The organism is Cryobacterium glucosi (genome assembly GCF_004402235.1).
In the GTDB taxonomy this organism is placed as follows: Bacteria; Actinomycetota; Actinomycetes; order Actinomycetales; family Microbacteriaceae; genus Cryobacterium; species Cryobacterium glucosi.
Genome location: NZ_SOFS01000019.1, coordinates 394,905 through 416,793 on the forward strand (window position 1 = coordinate 394,905; position 21,889 = coordinate 416,793).

Annotated in this window: 16 protein-coding genes; all 16 read right to left on the minus strand. The window is 67.9% G+C overall.

Translation table 11 applies throughout. The features are described 5' to 3' along the window. Window positions 1-2: 2 nt before the first annotated feature. Window positions 3-860: a GNAT family N-acetyltransferase gene (locus E3O46_RS10465; protein ID WP_134561655.1), complete on the minus strand. Its 858-nt coding sequence runs from the start codon at window positions 858-860 to the stop codon at window positions 3-5. A 97-nt stretch (window positions 861-957) separates the two neighbouring features. Next, the gene (locus E3O46_RS10470) at window positions 958-2,382 is read right to left on the minus strand and encodes an NAD(P)/FAD-dependent oxidoreductase (protein ID WP_134561656.1); all 1,425 of its coding nucleotides are present in this window, start codon (window positions 2,380-2,382) and stop codon (window positions 958-960) included. Then, the gene (locus E3O46_RS10475; protein ID WP_134561657.1) at window positions 2,379-3,680 is read right to left on the minus strand and encodes a saccharopine dehydrogenase family protein; all 1,302 of its coding nucleotides are present in this window, start codon (window positions 3,678-3,680) and stop codon (window positions 2,379-2,381) included. Before E3O46_RS10475 ends, E3O46_RS10470 begins: the two co-directional genes overlap by 4 nt. 108 nt (window positions 3,681-3,788) lie before the next feature. Beyond that, window positions 3,789-4,535, minus strand: coding sequence for a phosphatase PAP2 family protein (locus tag E3O46_RS10480; protein WP_134561658.1), 747 nt, complete (start codon window positions 4,533-4,535; stop codon window positions 3,789-3,791). 137 nt (window positions 4,536-4,672) lie between these two features. Beyond that, window positions 4,673-5,929, minus strand: a complete 1,257-nt coding sequence (locus tag E3O46_RS10485) for a multidrug effflux MFS transporter (RefSeq protein ID WP_241975172.1) — start codon at window positions 5,927-5,929, stop codon at window positions 4,673-4,675. 151 nt (window positions 5,930-6,080) lie between these two features. Beyond that, window positions 6,081-7,340, minus strand: coding sequence for a multidrug effflux MFS transporter (locus E3O46_RS10490; RefSeq protein ID WP_241984983.1), 1,260 nt, complete (start codon window positions 7,338-7,340; stop codon window positions 6,081-6,083). Window positions 7,341-7,522: 182 nt separating this feature from the next. Continuing rightward, complete coding sequence (locus E3O46_RS10495) at window positions 7,523-8,701, minus strand: ROK family transcriptional regulator (protein ID WP_134561659.1); 1,179 nt, start codon at window positions 8,699-8,701, stop codon at window positions 7,523-7,525. 54 nt (window positions 8,702-8,755) lie between these two features. After that, complete coding sequence (gene mmsB / locus E3O46_RS10500; RefSeq protein WP_134446860.1) at window positions 8,756-9,943, minus strand: multiple monosaccharide ABC transporter permease; 1,188 nt, start codon at window positions 9,941-9,943, stop codon at window positions 8,756-8,758. 6 nt (window positions 9,944-9,949) lie between these two features. Continuing rightward, the gene (mmsA, locus tag E3O46_RS10505) at window positions 9,950-11,479 is read right to left on the minus strand and encodes a multiple monosaccharide ABC transporter ATP-binding protein (RefSeq protein ID WP_134561660.1); all 1,530 of its coding nucleotides are present in this window, start codon (window positions 11,477-11,479) and stop codon (window positions 9,950-9,952) included. Between the two features lie 117 nt (window positions 11,480-11,596). After that, window positions 11,597-12,718 (minus strand): multiple monosaccharide ABC transporter substrate-binding protein, encoded by a 1,122-nt coding sequence (gene chvE / locus E3O46_RS10510; RefSeq protein ID WP_134446856.1) that lies wholly within the window; start codon window positions 12,716-12,718, stop codon window positions 11,597-11,599. A gap of 356 nt (window positions 12,719-13,074) precedes the next feature. Continuing rightward, complete coding sequence (locus E3O46_RS10515) at window positions 13,075-14,520, minus strand: GH1 family beta-glucosidase (protein ID WP_134561661.1); 1,446 nt, start codon at window positions 14,518-14,520, stop codon at window positions 13,075-13,077. Further along, on the minus strand, window positions 14,517-16,871 hold the full coding sequence (yicI, locus tag E3O46_RS10520) for an alpha-xylosidase (RefSeq protein WP_134561662.1): 2,355 nt from the start codon (window positions 16,869-16,871) through the stop codon (window positions 14,517-14,519). The genes E3O46_RS10515 and yicI overlap by 4 nt, the downstream gene beginning before the upstream one ends. Next, window positions 16,871-17,779, minus strand: coding sequence for a carbohydrate ABC transporter permease (locus tag E3O46_RS10525; RefSeq protein WP_134446850.1), 909 nt, complete (start codon window positions 17,777-17,779; stop codon window positions 16,871-16,873). The genes yicI and E3O46_RS10525 overlap by 1 nt, the downstream gene beginning before the upstream one ends. Before the next feature lie 2 nt (window positions 17,780-17,781). Next, window positions 17,782-18,783, minus strand: a complete 1,002-nt coding sequence (locus E3O46_RS10530) for a carbohydrate ABC transporter permease (protein ID WP_134561663.1) — start codon at window positions 18,781-18,783, stop codon at window positions 17,782-17,784. Between the two features lie 116 nt (window positions 18,784-18,899). Then, window positions 18,900-20,192: an extracellular solute-binding protein gene (locus E3O46_RS10535; protein ID WP_134446913.1), complete on the minus strand. Its 1,293-nt coding sequence runs from the start codon at window positions 20,190-20,192 to the stop codon at window positions 18,900-18,902. Window positions 20,193-20,526: 334 nt separating this feature from the next. Then, on the minus strand, window positions 20,527-21,810 hold the full coding sequence (locus E3O46_RS10540) for a sensor domain-containing diguanylate cyclase (RefSeq protein ID WP_134561664.1): 1,284 nt from the start codon (window positions 21,808-21,810) through the stop codon (window positions 20,527-20,529). Window positions 21,811-21,889: the final 79 nt, after the last annotated feature.

Below are 21,889 nucleotides of genomic sequence, written 5' to 3' on the forward strand. Positions count from 1 at the left end.
GGTCAGGCGGGGTCTGCGGGGCGGGAGGTGAACACCCAGGAGTCGCCGGCGAGTTCGGGCCGGAGGCCGCGGGAGAAGGCCTCGGCGAACACGACGCGGGAGTCGGTGCGTTGCCGGGCCGCGGCATCCGGTGCGTCGTCGCGGAGTCGCTCGAAGTCAGGGTCGAGCCGCAGGGGTTCTGGGGCGGGCAGCCCGTCGCGGGTCGGTTCGGCGCTGCTCCACTGCGGCCGCGGGGAACCGGCGAGCGCCGCACGCACCCGACGCGAGTCGAGGCGCCAGCGCACCTCGAACCGGTCGCTGCGGTCGCTGCCGCTGATCGCGTCGTCGAGTCGCCCGTAGAAGTCGGGGTGGAAGTCGGTCACCTCTGCCCCGAGTTTCACGAGGTTGAAGTGCGCGTTGCGGCGGATCAGCGGGTCGAAGGTCCAGCGCATCTCGTCGACGCCGTGCTCGAGGCAGACCGCGCGCTGGAAGAGCTTGAGCGCGTAGCCGACCCCGCCGCCGCGCAGCCCGGGGGCGACGGCCGTCATGTGCGAGTGCAGGTGGATGCCGCCCGTCCAGCCGAGGAAGCCGAGTGCGGCCCCGACGAACGCGGGTGCAGCATCGGCGTCACTCGTGGCGACGAGCACCGTGTTACCGGCGTGGTCGAGGGCGCGCAGGAGAGAGGCGTCCGGGCTGCGTCCGGCACCCCAGGTGCGCTCGAAGAGCGCGACGACCGCGGGCAGGTCTTCGGGGCGCGCCGCACGCACGCTCACCGCGGCCGCGTCGGCCGCGGCCAGCGCGACCCGGTATGCGGCCACGAGGGTCTCGGCGGAAGTTTCGGCGGAAGCATCGGGCGCACGGGGCGCCGGCGGAACGTTCATGCCTCGAGTAGACCACATCCGCGGCCGGCCCGACCCAGGGCGTCCGCCGCGACCGCGCTCCCACGCGTTCGACACCCAAGAACTCCGTCGAATCGGTTCAGTGGCCTCGGCCCGAGACGCGATCGGCGATCGTCGCGAGCGGCGAGGTCGTCGTGCGGCGGCCGCCGTGCTCGGCGCGGTCCGCGATCCCGTACGCGCGATACAGCCCGGTCACCGCAAGCCAGCGCAGCGGCTCGGGCTCCCAGTTCCGCACCCGATGGTTGACCCAGGGCAGCTCACTCAGCGCGGCCGCAGCACCGGCCGCACCACCGGCCGCACCGCCCGGTGCGTTCCCGGCGGCCCGCGCGAGGATCAGCTCGGTCAGCGTGCGCCCGGCCAGGTTCGTGGTCGCGACCCCGGTTCCGACGTACCCGCCCGCCCAGGCGAGCCCGGTCGCCGGGTCGAGGCCGACCGTCGCGGCCCAGTCCCGAGGAACCCCGAGCACGCCGGACCAGGCGTGGTCGATCGTCACCCCTGTCGTCGCGGGGAAGAACCGGTTGAGGATGCCGCGCAGCGCGTCGACCGTGCCCGCAGGGGTGCGCCCGTCGGAGTCCGTCCGCGACCCGAACCGGTACGGCACCCCGCGGCCGCCGATCGCGATGCGGTCGTCGGCGGTGCGCTGGGCGTACATGTAGGCGTGCGCCATATCGCCGAGGGTCTCGCAAGCGTCCCAGCCGATGCTCTCCCAGACCGCCGGCGCGAGCGGCGACGTCGCGATCAGCGACGAGTTCATCGGCAGCCAGGCCCGGTGCAGGCCGCGCAGTCCCGCGGTGAAGCCTTCGGTCGCCCGCACGACGACGTCGGCGGCGACGACCCCGCGCGCCGTGACCGCGCGGTGCGGCGTGATCTCGGTCACGGTGGTGTCCTCGTAGATCTCGACGCCGAGTGCCTCGACGACCCCGGCGAGTCCGGCGGCGAGTTTCGCCGGGTGGATGCGAGCGCAGTGCGGGTGCCACATCGCTCCCGTGGCTCCGACGACGTTCACGCGAGCGGATGCCTCCGCAGCCGTCAGGAGCTCGACATCCGTTTCCGCCCACTCCTGTTCGGCCCGGGCGCTCGCCTCGAGCCGCCGCTGCTGGGGCACTTCGCACGCAACGGTGAACTCGCCGCCCTTGACGATGTCGGCGTCGATGCCCTCGGCGGCGGCGACCCGGATCACCTCGTCGACGGTGTCGTTCATCGCGGTCTGGAACCGGGCCGCGGAGTCCCGCCCGTGGGTGGCGACATACTGCTCGCGTCCTCCCGTGATCGAGTTCGTCAGCCAGCCGCCGTTCCGCCCGGAGGCCCCGTAACCGGCGAAACGCTGCTCGAGGATCACGATGCGCAGGCCGGGCGCCGCCTTCTTCAGGTAGTAGGCGGTCCAGAGTCCGGTGTAGCCGGCGCCGACGATGCAGACGTCGGCGCGGAGAGCACCGGGTAGCGGCGGACGCTGCGTCGGCCGGCCGAGCTGGTTCCACCAGAACGAGACCTCGCCGTTGATCATGCCGGGCCGGCCGCGGAAGCGGGCCGCACCAGCCGGTCTTCCATCCCCCAGGGCTCGCCATATCCACCGGATTCCTCGCTCGCGCTCATCAGGTCGAGGAACGGTTTCGCGTCGAACGCCTCGGGACCGAGCACACCGAGTCCGCTCCAGGCGCCGGTCGCGAGCAGTTCGAGGGCGATCACCGGGTTGAGGGCGGTCTGCCAGACCACGCACTGGGCGTCGTACTCGCGCATCGTCCACTCGTTGTCGCTCACGTGGTACAGGTACACCTCGCGCGGCTCCCCGTCGACCCCTGTGCCCGTGACCCAGACCCCGGCGCAGGTCTTCCCGGTCATCCGGGGTCCGATCGTGGCCGGGTCGGGCAGGCTCGCCGCGACGACGTCGCGGGGCGCGACCCACACGGGCCCGGACTCACTGCGCACCCGCACCGGGGTCACGCTGTCGAGGCCGAGGCGGTGCAGGGTCTGCAACACGCCGATGAACTCCTCACCAAGCCCGTACTTGAAGGTGACCCGCTTCGCGTCGAGCCAGCGCGGCATCAGCAACACCTCTTCGTGCTCGACGTTCACGCACTCGACCGGGCCGATCCCCTCCGGGAAGTCGAAGATCTCCGGTTCGCTGAACGGCTGCGTCGTGAACCAGCCGCGGTCCTTCTCGAAGATCACCGGCGGGTTCAGGCACTCCTCGATCGTGGTCCAGATGCTGAACGAGGGCGCGAAGATCTCGGCACCGGACTCGTCGCGCACGACGAGATTGGCGCCGTCGCGGGTGCCGAGCTCGTCGATCTCGCTGAACAGGTGGTCTGCGGCGTACCGGGCGAACACGTCGGACAGCCCCGGCTCGACGCCCATCCCGACGAGGGCGAGCCGCCCGGCGGTCTCCCAGTCTGCGGCGAGCGCGAACTGGTCATCGCCGAGCTTGACGCCGGTCTCGTGGTACGGGTCGGTCGGGTGCGGTTCGGAAAGGCTCGCCGCCATGTCGAGGTAGTCGCAGCCTGCGGCGAGCGCCCCGGCGAACACGCTCGGCACGAACTTCGGCTCGACCGCGTTCATCACGTGCGTCGCGCCGTGTTCCCGAGCGACCGATGCGACGCGGTCCGGATCCCCCGCATCGATCTGGGCCGCTGTGAACCGGGCCGCGCTCTCGTCACCGTACTTCGCTGCGACGGCGGCGATCGTCCGTTCCGCCCGGCCGATGTCGTAGTCACTCACGATCACCCGCTCGAAGAACGACCGGCGGGCGATGATCTTCGCGAACGCGTCTCCGACGCCGCCCGCCCCGACAAGGAGGATTCTCATTCGATGACGCTACCGCGCTCATCCGCCGTTGTCTGCCCCGCATCCCGACCAATTCGACGGAATTTTCACCTCAAACGGCCCGAAACACCCGTCCCGGGTACACAAGCCTCACAAGGGGTGCCGAACCGGTTCTGGGGCGGGCGGATGCCGGCGGGCCAGCCGGCGCTCGCCGTCCAGTTTCGCGGCGAGGGGCGCCCAGAGCAGCACGGCGACGCCGATGCCGAGCAGCAGGCCGCCGATGGTGTCGGTGAGCCAGTGCGCGCCGAGGTAGGTGCGGCTGACCATCATCGCGACGGCCCAGACCGCGCCGGCCACCCAGACCCACACTTTCGGGAAGATCAGGGCGAGGCAGACGACCATCGTCGCCGCATTCGCTACATGCCCGGAGGGGAATGAACCGAAATCGCTGGTGACCAGCATGTCCTGAGGGCGGGCGCGGCCGAACAGGTTCTTGAGAAGTTGCACGAGCCCGGAACTGACGATCGTTGCCACCAGGAAGTAGCCCGCCGCCCAGGGACGTTTCAGCAGGAGCAGTCCCACCAGGATCAGGACCGGGATGATCACGACCCCGGCGATTCCCGCGCCGAGGAAGTTCATCACGAGCGAGGCGTACTCCCAGATCGGCGCCCGGTGCTCGATGATCTCGGCCATCCACTCGGTGTCGATAACGAGCGGATTCCCGTTGTCGCGAAAGACGATCAGGGCGCCGAGGCCCGCGGCAAGGAGTACCGCCACGAGACCGCTGAGGAGAGGCCAGCGCCGGGCGACGCGTCGGGCCGCCGGGGCCGCCGCGGTTTCCGGGGCGACGGCGGGTGCAGGGTCTGGCTCGGGTGCGCGGGCGCTGTCATCGTCCATCAGGCCATGTTAGGCCGACCTCGGGGCGGACCCCCGCACCCGTTCCCGCCACGGACACCTGTTGCCCGTGCGCGAGCCACAGTCGTCCGCACCGGCCGCAGTTGTCCGCACCGGCCGCAGCTGCCCGGCGGGCGCGCTCAGTGGGCGAGGCGCGGGACCGTCCGCGGGCGCAACACGAACCACAGGGAGCACACCGAGGCGAGCGCGGTCCCGAGCATGACCGCGGCCATCGGCACCGCGGTCGAGACCCCGAGCATCCCGACGACCGGCGAGACGAGACCCGCGAGCCCGTAGTTGCCCGCCCCGAGGAGGGACGCCGCCGTGCCCGCTTCGTGCGGATGCGCGTTGAGCGCGATCACCTGCACGGAGGGGAAGGTGAATCCGCACGCCGCGATGAAGAACCAGAGCGGCACGATCACGCCCCAGAGCCCGGCGTCGACGAGGCCGAGCACGAGCATCAGGGTCGCGAACACGGCGAGCGCGGCGGTCGAGCAGGCCAGGATCCACTGCGGGGCGACGTTGTGGCGGTGCATCAGCCGGGAGCTCGTCTGCACCCCGACGACGATGCCGAGGGAGTTCGCCGCGAACAGCACCCCGTATTGCTGCGGCGTGAACGCATAGACCTGCTGGAACAGGAACGACGATGCCGACAGGTAGGAGAACAGCCCGGTGAAGGTCATCGCGCCGACGATCGCGACGCCGACGAAGGTGCGGTCGCCGAGCACCGCCCGGTAACGCTGGCCGAGGGTGCTGTGCCCGGCGTGGTGGCGCTCGTTCACCGGCCGGGTCTCGACGATCCAGATGGCGACCGCGGCGATCACGACAGCGCCGTACCCGGCGAGAACGATGAAGATGCCGCGCCAGTTCATCACGAGCAGCAGCTGCGAGCCGAGAACAGGAGCGACCACGGGCGCGAGTCCGCTGATCAGGGCCAGTCGGGACAGCATCCGCACGAGCGGCTTGCCGCCGAACAGGTCGCGCACCATGGCGAGGGCGACGACGACGCCCGCCGCGGCGCCGAAGCCCATCAGCACGCGGAAGACACCGAGCCAGACGATGTCGGGCGAGAGCGCGGCGCCGACGCTGCTCGCAATGTGGAAGCCGGCCGCGAGCATGAGCGGCAGTCGGCGGCCGACCTTGTCGCTCCACGGCCCGACGATGAGCTGGCCGAGCCCGAACCCGACCATGGTGCCGGTCAGGGTGAGCTGGATGGCGGCCGCCGAGACGCCGAGCTCGCTCTGCAGTGTCGGGAACGCGGGAAGATACAGGTCGATCGTGAACGGGCCGAGCGCCGTGAGCGCGCCGAGAATGAGTACGTAGACGAGCCGCTGCCCGCGGGACAGCGCATCACCCGGGTGCCTCCCGGTCGCCCGCAGGTCTGCGGCGGTGATCACGGTCAGTGATTCGGTGGTCAGGGCGGGGTCCTTTGCTCGGTTTCCCGCGAGTCAGGATGCCGCGGGCCGGGTCCGGCTGCATCGAGAGTCCCCAGGGTGCCAGGTCGCACCTGCGTCCAGCCTACGTCGCGCCCGGCGCGGGCCGCGCGGTTCAGGCCGCGTCGAGCGTCCCGAGCGACCGCGGCCGCACGAGGGTCCACAGCACGACGATCGAGACAACGGCCGTCACGCCCATGACCGCGGACATCGGCACGGCGGTGCCCACCCCGAGCAGTCCGACGATCGGGGAGATCAGCCCCGCGACCCCGAAGTTGGCCGCGCCGAGCAGCGACGCGGCGGTCCCGGCCTCGTGACCGTGCGCATCCAGCGCGATCACCTGCGCCGACGGGAAGGTGAAGCCGCACGCGGCGATGAACACCCAGAGCGGAACGAGGGTGCCCCAGAGGCCGGCGCCGGCGCGGTCGAGCACGAGGATCGCCATCGCCGCCGTGAGCAGCACGATCGTCGATACGGCGATGATCCACTGCGGGGCGACGTTGAAACGGTGCATCAGCACAGAGGAGAGCTGCACGCCCGCGACGATGCCGAGCGAGTTCACCGCGAACAGCACCCCGTACTGCTGCGGGCTGAACGCGTACACCTGCTGGAACAGGAAGGGCGAGGCGGAGAGGTAGGAGAACAGCCCGGTGAAGGTCATCGCTCCGATGATCGCGACCCCGACGAAGGTGCGGTCGCCGAGCACGGCCCGGTAGCGCTGGGCGAGTGTGTTGTGCCCGGAGGCGTGGCGTTCCAGCGTCGGGAGGGTTTCGACGATCAGGAACGCGACAGCCACCACGACGACGACGCCGTAGCCGGCGAGCACCCAGAAGATGCCGCGCCAGCTCATCACGAGGAGGAGCTGCGACCCGATCACCGGGGCGAGCACGGGGGCGAGCCCGCTGACCAGGGCGAGCCGGGACAGCATCCGCACGAGCGGCTTGCCGCCGAACAGGTCACGCACCATCGCGAGGGCGACGACCGCGCCCGCCGCCGCGCCGAAGCCCATCAGCACCCGGAAGACGCCGAGCCAGACGATGTCCTGGGACAGTGCGGCGCCGACGCTGGCAAGGATATGGAACCCGGTCGCGAGGAGCAGAGGCAGGCGCCGACCGACCCGGTCGCTCCACGGCCCGACGACGAGCTGGCCGAAGCCGAAGCCGATCATGGTCCCGGTCAGGGTGAGCTGGATGGCCGCAGCGGAGACGCCGAGTTCGCTCTCGAGCGTGGGGAACGCGGGCAGGTAGAGGTCGATCGTGAACGGGCCGAGCGCGGTGAGGGCTCCGAGCACGAGCACGTAGACCAGGCGCTGCGGCCGGGTCAGGGCATCTCCGGGATGCCGGACGACGGAAATGGGGGCGGTGGCGGTGCTCACGGCGGACGTGTCCTCACTGTGGGTGCTGGGGGCTGGCGCTGGGACGCATGCTGGGTGCAGGCCGGACGGTCACCGCGCCTGTCGTGCGCCCGGGTGCACACGACGAAAGACACTCTCGCCCACTGGTGCCAAGGCGGGCGCCCCTCCGGCTATTCCCGCCGGACCGCGACACGCCGGACGGATCAGTCGGAGACGCCGAACCCGTTCGGGTCGGCGAGGATGCCCTCGAAGGCGAGCTCCGCTGCACCGATCATCAACAGGTTCGATCCCAGTTCCGCCGCGGTGATCCGCACGCTCCCGAAGGAGGACGGCAGCGACCAGGTACCGACGGCCGCGCGGAGGCGTTCGGGATCCGCGTTGAAGAGCGCGCCGAGGAAGCCGCCGAGTACGACGAGCTGCGGGTTGAGGATGTTGATCGCCCCGCCGAGCGCGACCGCGAGGAAGTCGAGCTGGCGGTGCACCTCGGCCTGGACCTCGGCGGATTCCGTCGAGAGCAGGGCGCGTTCGAGTTCGTCGGCGTCCGCGCCGGAGCCGGAGAGTCCGAGCACCGCGAGCAGTTCCTCCCGGCTCACTTCGGCCTCGAGCGTTCCCGTGATCCCCGCGGAGTCGACGCGGGAGCTTCCACTCACGCGGGTGTGGCCGAACTCGCCCGCATAGCCGGCGACGCCGCCGACGGGCAGGCCGCCGACGATCATGCCGCCGCCGATGCCGCTTGCCCCGCCGTTCAGGTAGATCAGGTCGGTGATGCCCTTGCCCGCGCCGAAGTAGCGTTCGGCGAGCGCCCCGAGGCTCGCGTCGTTCGCGGCCACGACGGGAAACCCGGTGGCCTGCTCGAGCATGTCCGTGAGCGGTTCGTCGACCCAGCCGAGGTGCGGGGCGAGCCGGACGAGCCCGTCGTGGGCGCGCACGAGGCCCGGAACGGCGACACCGATGCCGACGACCCGAAACCGGGCCTCGAGCTCGCCGCGCATCCCGTCGATGACGGCTGCGGCGATGTTGACGGCCTCCGTCGGGCTCGGGGTGTGCTCGGTCGGGTAGCGGATGCGGCGGTGCACGGTGCCGTCGAGGCCCACGATCCCGATCGTGACCGCGTCGATCTCGGGGTTCACGGCGAGGGCGACGACCGCGGCGGCCACGTGCACGATGGGGCTCGGCCGGCCGACCTGGTTCGTCGAGTCCGGGTCCCGCTCCCCCGCGAGGCCGAGCTGGGCGAGCTCGCCGACGAGGGCGGCGATGGTCGACCGGTTCAGCCCGGTGAGGCGGGTCAGCTGGGCGCGGGAGGTGGGCCCGTTGCGGTGGACGAGGCGCAGAATGACCGACAGGTTGTGCCGACGGATGTCGTCGTGGTTGTTGCCCTGCACCTGGTACTCCTCCGTCCGCGCGTGTTGCACAAGGCTACCGCCCGCGCCCCGGAGTCAGCGTCCGCCGCTGCGCCGCTTGTTGAAGATGTCGAACGCGACCGCGAGCAGGAGGACGAGACCCTTGATGGCCATCTGCCACGCGGCATCCACCGAGAGGATCGACAGTCCCATGTTCAGGACACCCATCACGAGGCCACCGACGATGGCTCCGACGACCGTTCCCACGCCGCCCTGAACGGCTGCGCCGCCGATGAAGACCGCGGCGATGGCGTCCAGTTCGTAGTTCTGCCCTGCCGAAGCCACGGCGCCGCCTGCGCGGGCCGTGCTGTCCACGCCGGCGAGTCCGGCGAGCACGCCCATGTTGACGAAGACGTAGAAGTTGACCCATTTGGTCTTCACGCCGCTCATCATGGCGGCGAAGAGGTTGCCGCCGATCGCGTAGACGTGACGGCCGAAGACGGTCTGGTTCAGCATGAACGTGTAGCCGAGAATCAGGACGGCGAGGACGATCAGGATGATCGGGGTGCCGCGGTAACCGGAGAGAAGCCAGGCCAGCCACATGATCGCGATGACCGCAATGCCGGACTTGACGGCCATCTGCACGACGGACTCCATGGGCAGCTCGAGGCGCCGCAGGGTCGCACGGGTGCGCAGCTGCTGCGCGACGAGGGCGATGCAGGTGATGGCGCCGAGGGCGAGAGTCAGGGTGTCCCGTCCGCCGAGCTCACCCAGCACTCCGGGCAACCAACCGGCGCCGATCGCCGTGAAGGAGTCCGGCAGCCCGCTGATCGTGCCACCGGTCAGCAGGACGAGCGTGAGGCCGCGAAAGATCAGCATGCCGGCGAGGGTCACGATGAAGGCGGGGATTCCGACGAAGGCGATCCAGAAGCCCTGCCAGGCGCCCACGACCGCACCCACGACGAGGGCGAGCAACACGGCCGCCCACCACGGGAAGCCCCATTGGTTCGTCGCGATGGCCGAGACCGCACCGACCATGGCGACGACGGAGCCGACCGAGAGGTCGATGTGGCCGGCGATGATCACGACGACCATGCCGATCGCGAGGATCAACACGTAGGCGTTCTGCTGGATGAGGTTGTTCACGTTGCCGGGCAGCAGCAGCCGGCCCTTCGTGAGCACTTCGAACAGAACGATGATGACGACGAGCGCGGCGAGAATGCCGTACTGGCGGAAGTTGATGGCCAGCCGGGGCTTGCGCGTGGCTGGGGTGGTGGTGGTCATTGCGGTCTAGTCCTTTCCCGCAGTCATGAGGTGCATGAGGCTTTCCTGGGTGGCATCCTTCGCGGCGACTTCGCCTGTGATGCGACCCTCGGAGATCGCGTAGATGCGATCGGAGATGCCGAGAAGCTCCGGTAGTTCGGAGGAGATGACGACGACGGCCTTTCCTGCCGCGGCGAGCTCGTTGATGATGCCGTAGATCTCGTACTTGGCGCCGACGTCGATGCCTCTGGTCGGTTCGTCGAGGAAGAGCACGTCGGGGCCGGTGAAGACCCACTTCGACAGCACGACCTTCTGCTGGTTGCCGCCGGAGAGCTGGCCGGTGATCGACGAGACGCTCGGCGCCTTGATGTTCATCCGCCTGCGGTAGTCGTCCGCGACCTTGTACTCGCGGTGGCGGTCGATCACGCCGAACCGGGCGAGGGTCGCCAGCGCCGCCGCCGAGACGTTCACGGTGATGTCGCCGATCAGGTTGAGCCCGTATTTCTTGCGGTCCTCCGTCGCGTACGCGATTCCGTTGCGGATGGCTTCGTCGACCGTGCGCACCGAGATCTCGGTGCCGTTCTTGAAGACCCGGCCGGTGATGTTGGTGCCGTACGAGCGTCCGAAGATGCTCATGGCCAGTTCGGTGCGGCCCGCGCCCATCAGCCCGGCGAAGCCGACGACCTCGCCCGCGTGCACGGTGAACGAGGCGTTGTCGACGATCTTCCTGCCGGTGTCCACCGGGTGGTACGCGTTCCAGTCCTCGACCCGGAGGATCTCTGCGCCGATCTTCGGGTCCCTGGGCGGGAACATGCTGTTGAGGTCGCGGCCGACCATCGAGCGGATGATGCGGGCCTGGGTCGCGTCGGGACCGTGCATGTCGATCGTCTCGATCGTCTTGCCGTCCCGGATCACGGTCACCGTGTCCGCGATCCGGCGGATCTCCTTGAGCTTGTGGGAGATGATGATGCTCGTGATGCCCTGGCCCCGCAGGTGCTCGATCAGGTCGAGCAGGTGGTCGGAGTCTTCGTCGTTGAGAGCCGCGGTCGGCTCGTCGAGGATCAGGAGCTTGACCCGCTTCGACAACGCCTTGGCGATCTCCACGAGCTGCTGCTTGCCGACGCCCAGCTCGAGCACCTTCGTGGCCGGGTTCTCGTCGAGACCGACCCGGGCGAGCAGGCTCGCGGCCTCGAGGTTGGTCTTGTTCCAGTCGATGACGCCGCGGGTGGCGTTCTCGTTGCCGAGGAAGATGTTCTCCGCGATCGAGAGGTACGGGCTGAGCGCGAGTTCCTGGTGGATGATGACGATCCCGACCGCTTCGCTGTCGTTGATCGATCTGAACTGGGCCTCTTCCCCCTCGAATTCGATCGTGCCGTCGTAGCTGCCGTGCGGGTAGACGCCGCTCAGCACCTTCATCAGCGTCGACTTGCCTGCGCCGTTCTCACCGCAGATGCCGTGCACCTTGCCGCGCTCGACTTCGAGGGTGACTGAGTCGAGGGCTTTGACCCCGCTGAAGTCTTTCCCGATGTCGATCATCCGAAGAATCGGACCGTTCATGTGTGTCGCTCCTGTCAGCGAATACGTCGTTCGGGTGCGTACCGACCACGGTGGTGGCGAAGCCCAGGGCCCCGCCACCACCGCAGTCGGTACGGAATTCGGTTTCTTCGGTACGGCTTAGAGGCCGACGTCCGATGCCTTGATGAACCCGGAATCGATGAGCTTCGTCTGCACGAGGTCCTTCGTGACGACCTCAGGGGCCAGCAGGTAGGACGGGACGACCTTCTTGCCGTTGTCGTACGTCTTGGTGTCGTTCACCTCGACCGTTGTGCCGGCCGCGATCGACTGGATCATCGTGAAGACCTGGGCGCCCAGGGTACGGGTGTCCTTCCAGACGGTCATCGACTGGGTGCCCGCGAGGATGGCCTTGACGTTCGCCTTGTCCGCGTCCTGGCCCGTGATGATCGGGTAGTCGGTGCCTGCGGTGTAGCCGGCCGACTTCAGGGAGGCTTCGATGCCGACCGCGAGGCTGTCGTTCGGGGAGAGCACGACGTTGACCTTGGCGCCGTTGCCGTAGAACGAGGAGAGCCGGTTGTCCATCTCGGCCTGTGCCTTGTCGGACGCCCAGCCCTGGATTCCGATCGTGGTCCACGCGTCGTTCGTCTTCGGAGCCTTGCCGCTCGGGACGACCAGCTGGCCGCTCGTCACGTAGGGCAGGAGCACGTCCCATGCGCCGGAGAAGAAGAACTTGGCGTTGTTGTCGTCGGGGCTGCCGGCGAAGGGCTCGAGGTTGAACGGACCCTTGCCGTCCTTGAGGCCGAGTTCCTTCTCGATGAACTGCCCCTGGAGCTGGCCGACCTTGTAGTTGTCGAACGTCGCGTAGTAGTCGACGTCGGCGGTCCCGTTGATCAGGCGGTCGTAGGCGATGACCGTGGCGTCCTGCTTCTTCGCGTCGGCGAGTGCCGGTGCGAGTACCTTGCCGTCGATCGCTGCGACGACGAGGATCTTGGCCCCGCCGGCGACCTGGTTCTGGATCTGGCTGATCTGCTGGTCGGTCTTGTTGTCGGCGTACTGAAGGTCGACGGTGCAGCCGGCCCCTTCGAGCTTGGTCTTGAGGCCTTCGCCGTCGTTGATCCAGCGCTCGAGGCTTCTCGTGGGCATCGAGATGCCGACGTTGCAGTCCGCGATTGCTGCCGTGGTGCTTCCGGTCCCTGATGTGGTGGCCGTTGAACACGCCGCGAGCGAGAGCGCAACGGCCCCCGTAGCGACAATCGTGAACAGCCTCTTGGTTTTCGTCATGATCTGCTTTCTGCTCTGAATGCTGTGATCGCACGAGGAGGCGGCAGGAAAACCACCATTACCCCCTTGTAACGCTGTCATCAACATGGCGACACGCGCTTATGTTGACGCATCCAACATATAACAGGATTCGGCCCCGAGTCACCCCCTCTTTTGGGCCAGGGACGCAGATCTGGCAATTACAACGTGAGAATTCAGGGCCGGAACCGAATTTGTTGCACCAAACCGCAAAACCGTGCGCGTGCACGGTTTTCCCGGCGCGCCAGAGTGACCCTTCCGGTCGAGAGCGACCGCGGAAACGGGCACTCTCGACCGGAAAGGTAGCGGGATCAGGCGGCGGGATCAGCCTCCGGGGATCAGGCGGCGGGGATGATTCCCGTGGCGACGAGCTTCGCGTACCAGAGGGCACTGTCCTTGGGGGTGCGCACCTCGGTGTCGTAGTCCACGTAGACGATGCCGAACCGCATCGAGTAGCCATAGGCCCACTCGAAGTTGTCCATGAACGACCAGACCTGGTACCCGCGCAGGTCGACGCCGCGCGCGAGGGCCCGGTGTGCGGCGGTGAAGTGCCGCTGCAGGTAGTCGGTGCGCAGCGGGTCGTGCACGGCGGGGCCGTCCGCTTCCTGCACGAGGGTGTCCGGGAAGGCTGCGCCGTTCTCGGTGATCATGAGCGGCTGGTCCGGGAATTCCTCGCTGAGCGACACGAGCAGTTCCTCGAGGCCCGCGGGCTCGATGTTCCAGCCCATATCGGTGTACGGGCCGGCCTGCTGCACGAATTCTACCCGGTCGGCGCCGGGCCAGGGAGAGCCGGCGGCGTCCTTGTGGCCGTCGGCGCTCTGGCGCGGGGCCTCGCCGTCCCAGAGCCGCACTCGCGTGGTCGAGTAGTAGTTGACGCCGAGCACGTCGATCGGCTGGTGGATGATCTCGGTGTCGCCGGGCCGCACGAAGGACCAGTCGGTGATCGCTGCGGTGTCGGCGAGGACATCCGCCGGGTACTCGCCCTTCAGCAACGGGCCGAGGAAGACCCGGTTGCCGAGGCCGTCGATCTGCCGAACGGCCTCTGGCCCACCGGGGCCCTCGCCTCGCACGACGTGCAGGTTGAGCGTGATCGAGAAGTCCGGTTCGTTCGTGACGACCTTCCGGAGTTCCGTGATCGCGAGCCCGTGCGCGAGGTTGAGGTGGTGGACCGCGGTCAACGCCTCCGCACCGTCGGTTCGACCGGGCGCGTGCGCCCCGGAGCCGTAGCCCAGGTACGCGGAGCACCACGGCTCGTTGAGCGTCGTCCAGGTGTCGATCCGGTCGCCGAGAGCCGCGCCCATGATCCGCGCGTACTCGGCGAACGCGTACGCGGTCTCGCGGTTGGTCCAGCCGCCCTCGTCCTCCAGGGCCTGCGGGAGGTCCCAGTGGTAGAGCGTCGCGATCGGACGAATGCCGCGCTCGAGCAGCCCGTCGACGAGCCGCTCGTAGAACGCGAGGCCCTTCTCGTTGACCGGGCCGCGGCCGGTGGGCTGGATCCGGGACCACGAGATCGAGAACCGGTACGCGTGCAGGCCCAGCCGCTGCATCAGGTCGAGGTCTTCCTCGAGGTGGTGATAGTGGTCGCTCGCCTTGTCGCCGGTGTCACCGTTCAGGATCGCGCCGGGCGTGTGGCTGAAGGTGTCCCAGATCGACGGGCCGCGGCCATCCTCATCGAAGGCACCCTCGATCTGGTACGCGGCCGTCGCCGAACCGAACACGAATCCGGCGGGGAACTCCAGCCCCGAGTCGCGGTAGTCCGGGTTGCCCTGGCGGGAATCGGTCATGAGAGGGTGGCCTTTCGATTCGCGGATGCTGAGGTGTCGCCTCCCGCGCGCCTGGCGCGGAACGCGGCGTCCGAGTCACTCTGCACCGTGACCCCGTCGCCGTCTTCCACAATCGTAAAGGTCACGACGGAATCGCCGAGCGGATCCGACACGAGCACGGTCCTGGTGGCGTCGCCGCCGGGATAGACCGTGATCAGGACGTCATCGGTGTAGTCGTAGTCCGGCCGGTCGTCCCTGGCGCCCGTCGCGAGCACAGCACCCTCCCGCACCCACAACGGAATACTGTCGAACGTGTGGGTCTCGCGGCGCCAGGCCGGTCCGGCCGCGGTCTCGCCGGTCAGGTAGTTCGTCCACGTCCCGGCGGGGAGGTAGTACGACACGTCGCCGGCCTCGCTGAAGACGGGAGCGACGAGCAGGTCGTGGCCGAGCAGGTACTGGCGGTCGAGATAGTCGACCGCGGGGTCGCCGGCGAATTCGATCTGCATCGGTCGCATGAAGGGGATGCCGGTGCGGTGCGCCTCGAGGCCGACCTGGTACAGGTAGGGCATCAGCGAGAGCTTGAGCTTCGTGAAGCGACGGGTGACGTCGACGGCGCTCTGGCCCGGTTCCTCCGTGCCGTCGTCGAAGAGCCACGGCACCCGGTAGCTCGTGGAGCCGTGCAGGCGGGAGTGGCTCGACATCAGGCCGAAGGCGAGCCAGCGCTTGAGCACGGCCGCATTGGGCATGCCCTCGAAGCCGCCGATGTCGTGGCTCCAGAACCCGAAGCCCGAGAGGGCGAGCGAGAGCCCGCCGCGCAGCGTCTCCGCCATCGACTCGTAGCTCGAGGAGTTGTCCCCGCCCCAGTGCACCGGCTGCTTCTGGCCGCCGACGGTCGCGGATCGCGCGAACAGAACGGCGTCGCCGACGCCGTGGTGCTCCTGGAGCACCTCGAACACGGCGGCGTTGTAGAGCTGGGTGTACCAGTTGTGCATCCGCTCCGGGCTTGAACCGTCGTGCCAGACCACGTCGAGCGGGATCCGCTCGCCGAAGTCGGTCTTGATGGCGTCGACGCCCTGGTCGAGCAGGTGCCGCAGCTTGCCCTGGAACCAGGTGACGGCATCCGGGTTGGTGAAGTCGACGAGGCCCATGCCTGCCTGCCAGAAGTCCCACTGCCAGACGGAGCCGTCAACCCTCTTCACGAGGTAGCCGGCCGCCTGGGCCTCGGCGAAGATCGGGGCGCGCTGGGCGATGTACGGGTTGATCCAGGCGCTCACGTGCAGGTTCTTGCCGTGCAGGCGGGCGAGCATCCCCTCGGGGTCCGGGAACACCCGCGGGTCCCACTCGAAGTCGGTCCAGTTGAATTCGCGCATCCAGAAGCAGTCGAAGTGGAAGACCGAGAGCGGCAGGTCGCGTTCGGCCATGCCGTCGATGAAGGAGTTGACCGTCGCCTCGTCGTACTGGGTCGTGAACGAGGTCGACAACCAGAGGCCGTACGACCAGGCCGGCACCTGGGCCGGGCGCCCGGTCAGCTCCGTGTAGCGGCCGAGCACGTCCTTGGGCGTCGGCCCGTAGATCACGAAGTATTCGAGGTACTCTCCGGCGACGGAGAACTGCACCTGTTCGACCGACTCGGTGCCGACCTCGAAGGAGACGTGCTCTGCGTGGTTGACGAGCACGCCGTAGCCCCGGTTGGTGAGGTAGAACGGGATGTTCTTGTAGGACTGCTCGCTCGAGGTGCCGCCGTCGGCGTTCCAGATGTCGATGGTCTGGCCGTTCTTCACGAGAGGGCCGAAGCGTTCGCCGAGACCGTAGACGAGTTCGCCGACGCCGAGCCCGAGCCGCGCGTGCACGTAAGCGGATGCGGCGGCGAGCCCGGTCTCCGTGACGCCGGAGACCCCGGTGGGTTCCGCCGCGATCGGCGCGCCGTCGGCGAGCTGCAGGTAGCCGATCGATTTCGGCCCGCTCTCGGTCAGGGTGCGCCCGTCGGCCTCGAAGCGGAGGCTCCAGGGGCTCCCCCTGTCGATGCGCGCGGTCAGGGGGCCGCTCGTGACCGTCCCACCGTCCGCGTCGACGGACACGATGCCGCTGCCGGTGACGGCGCCGTCGAGCTCGAACCCGGGCTCCGTGGCTCCGCCGGTGTTCTTGGCCACCCGCACCCGGATCACGCCGGGCAGCGGGGAGGACAGCGTCACCGAGAGCAGGGCACGGTTGAGCACGTCGCCGCGGTGGGCGATGACCTTGGTGGGGGCGTCGATCCGCAGTGCGTTGCCGTCACCCGTCGCGCAGGGCACGACCTCGAGGTCGTACGCCTCCTGCGCATAGAGCGGCGTGACGCCGGGTCGCACGTGCCAGAATCCATCGGTGAACTTCATTACTTGACTGCTCCTGCGGTAATGCCACGCGTCAGCGTGCGCTGGAAGATGAGGAAGAAGACGAGCGTCGGCAGCAGGCCGAGCAATGCGGATGCGCTCGTGGTGGTGACGTCCATCAGGCGATCGCCCTGCAGCACGCTGATCGCGACCGGGACCGTCTGGTTCGCGTTGCTGACCAGGAACGTCAACGGGATCAGGAATTCGTTCCAGGTCCAGATGAAGAAGAAGATCAGGAGCACCGCGAGGGTCGACCGGCTGATCGGGTAGACGACGCGCCAGAGGATCTGCCAGCGGCTCGCGCCGTCGAGGGAGGCCGCCTCGAGGAGTTCCTTCGGGAAGGTTCCGTAGACGCTCGACAGCAGGTAGGTGCCGAAGGCGCTCTGGATGACCGTGAAGATGATGATGACGGCCCAGATGTTGTCGTAGAGGCCGACCTGCTTGAACATGAAGTAGAGCGGGTAGAGCAGGGCCTCCTGCGGCACCATGTTGGCGAGCAGGATGAGGACGACGATCCAGGTCCGACCGCGGATGCGGCCGATCCCGATCGCGTAGGCGTTGAACATCGACAGCAGCACGGCGGCCACGGCGACGACACTCGAGATGACGACGCTGTTCCAGAGCTTCTCCGGGAAGTTGACCCTGGTCCAGAAGTTGATGATGCCGTCGAAGTAGAGGTTGCTCGGCAGGGCAAGGGGGCCGGAGCTGTTGTAGTCGGCCGGAGACTTGAAGGAGTTGATCACGATCATCACGAACGGGATCGCGATGAACAGGCCGATGATGATGGCGATGAACAGGATGACCCAGTCGCCGGTGGTCTTGCGGGTGTGCACCTTGGGCAGCTTGAGCGGCTTGGGTTCCGGGGCGCCGGAATCGCGGCGGGGACGGATCTTGTCGGTCAGGGTAGTCATGGCTAGCGCTCCTCGTCCTGGCGCTCGAGCCGGGTCTGGAAAGTGATGAAGATGATCGCGACGATGGCGACCACGACGGTCAGGGCGGTTGCGATCGTTGCGCCGTAGCCGACCTGCTGGTTCTGGAAGAACTCGCTGTAGGAGTAGTAGCTCGGCACCATGGTCGATGTGCCCGGCCCGCCGCGGGTCAGTGCGTAGATCGGGCCGAACACCTTGAGGGCTGCGATCGTGCAGGTCAGGGTCACGACGAAGATCTCCGGGCGGATGATGCCGACGGTGATGGCGCGGAACCGCTGGAACCAGTTGGCGCCGTCGAGCTCCGCAGCCTCGTAGAGTTCCGGGTCGACGCGCTGGAGGGCGGCCATGAAGATCACGATCGGGTAGCCGAGCTGGACCCAGATCATGATGACCATGATGCAGGCCATCGCGGTGTCCGGGCTGCCGAGCCAGTTGTGTTCGAGGCCGCTGAGTCCGATGGCGCCGAGCACCTGGTTGAGGGCACCTTTCTCCGGGCGGAGGATCCAGCCGATCACGATCGCCGCGATCACGGTCGGCAGGATCTGCGGGAGGTAGTAGGTGGCGCGGAGGAAGCTTGCGATCTTGCCGCCGAACTTCTTGCCGACGAGGTCGAAGAGCATGGCCGCGAGCACGAGGCCGAGCAGGGTCGGGACGACGACCATGGCCACGATCATGGCGATCGAGTTCCCGAACGAGGTCCAGAACACGTCGTCGCCGAAGAGCTTGGTCCAGTTGTCCAGGCCGATCCAGACCGGAGGCTTGATACCGCGGTACTTGGTGAAGGTCAGGAAGAAGTTCCAGCCCAGCGGAACCAGGACGATGATGGTGAGCAGGAGCAGGCCCGGCACCAGGTAGAGCCAGAAACCCTTGCCGCCCGCACCGGGGATGAGGCTCTGCACGGGTGCGCGGCGAACGCGCTTGCCCGCAGGCTTGCCCGGCCGGGGCGGGTGCGATTCGGTTGTCTCAGTGGCCAGCGGGGCTGTCATAACCATCGCCTTGCCTTTCTTCAGTTCAGGGGTCTGCCGCGCAGCCACGACGCCGGGCCTGCGCGGCAGGAAGAGGGGGGTGCGGGTCGCGCCGGGGAGGCGCGACCCGCGGCGGACTACTTCTTGATGTCCTTGATGCCGTCGTTGTATTCGGTGCCGAGTTCGGTCAGGACGTCCTTGGACGACTTGGTGCCGTTCATGAGCTCCTGCAGGCCGGCGTTCAGCTGGTCGTAGAAGGTCGGGGTGGGCCAGTCGGGGTAGAAGCCGATGCCGTCGCGCGCGGTGAGCGTGTTGAAGTTGGCAATCAGTTCCTGGCTCTTCGGGTCCGTGATGTCCGAGGCGTTCGCGGCGACGGGGACGCCACCGTTGTTGCCGATCAGGGCCTGGATCTCCGGGCGCATCGTGATGTCGATGAATGCGGCGGCGAGGTCCTTGTTCTTGGCCTTCTCGGGGACGACCCACATGTTTCCGCTGGATCCGGGAGACATCGTGGCGCCGGGGTAGAGGAAGGTGCCGAAATCGAAGCCCTTGATCTCTGTCGTGAAGCGGTTGTACCACCAGCTGCCGGAGAAGAAGATCGGGTTCGTCCCAGCGATGAACGCGGTGCCGGCATCCTCTGCCTTGGTCCCGGTGGCGTCCTTGGAGATGTAGCCCTTGTCGGTCCAGTCCTTGATGGTGTTGGTCGCGTAGGTCAGTTCCTTGCCCTGCCAGTCGACGTCACCGGTGTAGAGCTGGTAGTCGTTGACGAAGCTGCGGTCTGCCTTGGTCAGCGCAAGCTGGTACCAGAGCTGGCCGAGCGGGTACTCGGCTGCCGACTCCGCCAGCGGGGTGATCCCGGCGTCCTTGAAGGTTTTCAGTGCGGCTTCGAACTCGGCCTGCGTGGTCGGGATCGCGACGTTGTACTTCGCGAACATGTCCTTGTTGTAATAGGCCTCGACGAATTCGCCGTAGTTCGGAACGCCGTACCAGGAGCCGGAGCCCATGATGCCGTTTTCGTCATACTTGGCGGTGGTCTGCAGGGAGGGGGCGAGCTTCGCGTCCCAGCCGTACTGGCTGACGTAGTCGTCGAGGTTGCTGAGCAGCCCCTGGCTTGCGAGCAGGCCGGCGGTGGCGTTGCCCTTGTTGTACTCGAGGATGTCGGGGGCCTGGTCGGAGTTGAGGACCTGGCTCGCGGTCGAACGGATCTGCTCGAAGCTCTTCGCTTCGAACTTCACCTTCGCGCCGGTCTCCTTCTCGAAGACCTTGATCGCCTCGTTCCAGGCGATTCCCATCGCACTGGTATCGGACTCGAAGTCCCAGAGCGTCAGGGTCTTCCCCGTGCCGTCGACGGGGCCAGCCGAGCTGGCGCTCGTGGATCCGCCGGTTGAACCGCTTGCGCAGCCGGTCAAGAGTGCCGCTGCTGCCGTCATTGCGACGACAGCGAGGGCGCGCTTTCCTAATCTCACTTTCTACCTCCTTGTAGTGGCGACACCGATTCCTGTCGCCGATGACGACCCGAGCGCGAGCGAATCGAAACGCTTCGATAATTGCTGTGCTTATCGCCCGCCGAAACGCTTCGACAGTGGGTCGCTTTGAAGCATAGGGGCCTGCGGATGCGGGCACAAGTTGTTTGTTGATATTCGCAACATATCCGCGTCGCGCGAGCATCCGGCCCGGCCGCGATCCCCCGGATCCTCCACCTGAGGTGTCGCATATCGAGGTTCACACGCGGGTTGAACATCGATATGCGACACCTCAGGGACGTCATCGACGACCGACGGCGGCGCGGCGCACCCGCGCACGGAGAGCGCGCCGCGGGGTACCCGGCTTCATCCGGTACATGTCGGCGTCCGCCCGCGCGAACAGATCCTCCGCGCTCGCGCCGGGGGCCCCGATGGCCACGCCGATGCTGGCCCGGACGGCGAGCGTGAGGTCTCCGATCGGGAACACGGGGCGCATCCGCTCGGTGATGCGCTCGACGAGGGCGGACGCCTCGGGAATCCCGCCGGTGATCAGGATGACGAATTCATCTCCGCCGAGGCGCGCGACGAGGTCGCTGGGCCGGACTACGGCACTCAGTCGCTCGGCGACCAGGCAGAGCACGGTGTCGCCGACGGCGTGACCATGCCGGTCGTTGATGGACTTGAAGTCGTCGAGGTCGCAGTAGACCAGCGCCACCTCACCGGACTCCCGGCCGACGGCCTCCTCGAGGGCCGAAATGAACTGCCGGCGATTGGCCAGGCCGGTCAGGTCGTCGTGGTTCGCGGCCCTGTCGAGCTGGCGCTCTGCGTGGACGAGTCCCGTGATGTCGCGCGACACACTCAGGTATTGCGTGACGCGGCCCTCGACGTTGCGCTTGAACGGGGTGAGTCCGCGCTCGACCCACAGGCTGCGCCCGTCGGCGGTCACCATCCGGTGCCGGCAGTGCACGACCTCGTGATCGAGGGCCAGCCGCACTCGCTCCTGGGCAGCGCGGTAGATGCCCCGGTCTTCGCTTGGAACGGCGCGGTCCCGCTCCGCGGGATCCGACAGGCCCTCGACGCTGTAGCCGTAGGTCTCGCTCAGGGACTTCGACGCCCAGAGAAGCTTCTCCTCGTCAAGGTCGAACACCGTGATCAGGTCGGGGGTGGTCTCGAGGACGGCGTTCTGGAATTCGAGCACTTCCCCGAGACGTTGCTGCGCCGCCATCCGCTCGGAGACGTCGGCAACCTGCACGAAGAAGCCTCCGGCGATGTCGGGCTGGTAGTCGACCTGCAGGTGGCGCGTCACGCCACCGGCGTCGACGAGGGTCCGGTCGAAATGCTGCGGGATTCCGTCGAGTGCACCACGCACCATGGGAAAGTTGCTCGCGTAGAGCTCGGCGCCGAGCACCTCGCTGATATGCCGGCCGCGCATTGCCGCGGCGTCGCCGCCGAGCAGCATGCCGTACGCGGTGTTGGCGAGGTCGCAACGGAGGTCGTTGTTCCAGTGCCCGATCAGGGCGGGGATCCGGTCGATTGCGGTTCGCAGGAGGTCCCGTTCTGCCACGAGTGCCTCGTAGTCGTCCATCGTCACCTTTGCCCGAGGAATGCGACCACGGGAACCCGTCGAAGCTCCCCCACTTGGAGGGTACAGGTCCCGGAGCGTT

Excerpts from the sequence above, each read along its gene's own strand:
- E3O46_RS10540 (WP_134561664.1), bottom strand. The coding sequence starts at position 21,810 with ATGGACGACTACGAGGCACTCGTGGCAGAACGGGACCTCCTGCGAACC.
- mmsB (WP_134446860.1), bottom strand. The coding sequence starts at position 9,943 with ATGACCACCACCACCCCAGCCACGCGCAAGCCCCGGCTGGCCATCAAC.
- E3O46_RS10470 (WP_134561656.1), bottom strand. The coding sequence starts at position 2,382 with ATGATCAACGGCGAGGTCTCGTTCTGGTGGAACCAGCTCGGCCGGCCG.
- E3O46_RS10515 (WP_134561661.1), bottom strand. The coding sequence starts at position 14,520 with ATGACCGATTCCCGCCAGGGCAACCCGGACTACCGCGACTCGGGGCTG.
- E3O46_RS10465 (WP_134561655.1), bottom strand. The coding sequence starts at position 860 with ATGAACGTTCCGCCGGCGCCCCGTGCGCCCGATGCTTCCGCCGAAACT.
- E3O46_RS10530 (WP_134561663.1), bottom strand. The coding sequence starts at position 18,783 with ATGACAGCCCCGCTGGCCACTGAGACAACCGAATCGCACCCGCCCCGG.
- E3O46_RS10480 (WP_134561658.1), bottom strand. The coding sequence starts at position 4,535 with ATGGACGATGACAGCGCCCGCGCACCCGAGCCAGACCCTGCACCCGCC.
- E3O46_RS10535 (WP_134446913.1), bottom strand. The coding sequence starts at position 20,192 with ATGACGGCAGCAGCGGCACTCTTGACCGGCTGCGCAAGCGGTTCAACC.
- E3O46_RS10475 (WP_134561657.1), bottom strand. The coding sequence starts at position 3,680 with ATGAGAATCCTCCTTGTCGGGGCGGGCGGCGTCGGAGACGCGTTCGCG.
- yicI (WP_134561662.1), bottom strand. The coding sequence starts at position 16,871 with ATGAAGTTCACCGATGGATTCTGGCACGTGCGACCCGGCGTCACGCCG.
- mmsA (WP_134561660.1), bottom strand. The coding sequence starts at position 11,479 with ATGAACGGTCCGATTCTTCGGATGATCGACATCGGGAAAGACTTCAGC.
- E3O46_RS10525 (WP_134446850.1), bottom strand. The coding sequence starts at position 17,779 with ATGACTACCCTGACCGACAAGATCCGTCCCCGCCGCGATTCCGGCGCC.
- chvE (WP_134446856.1), bottom strand. The coding sequence starts at position 12,718 with ATGACGAAAACCAAGAGGCTGTTCACGATTGTCGCTACGGGGGCCGTT.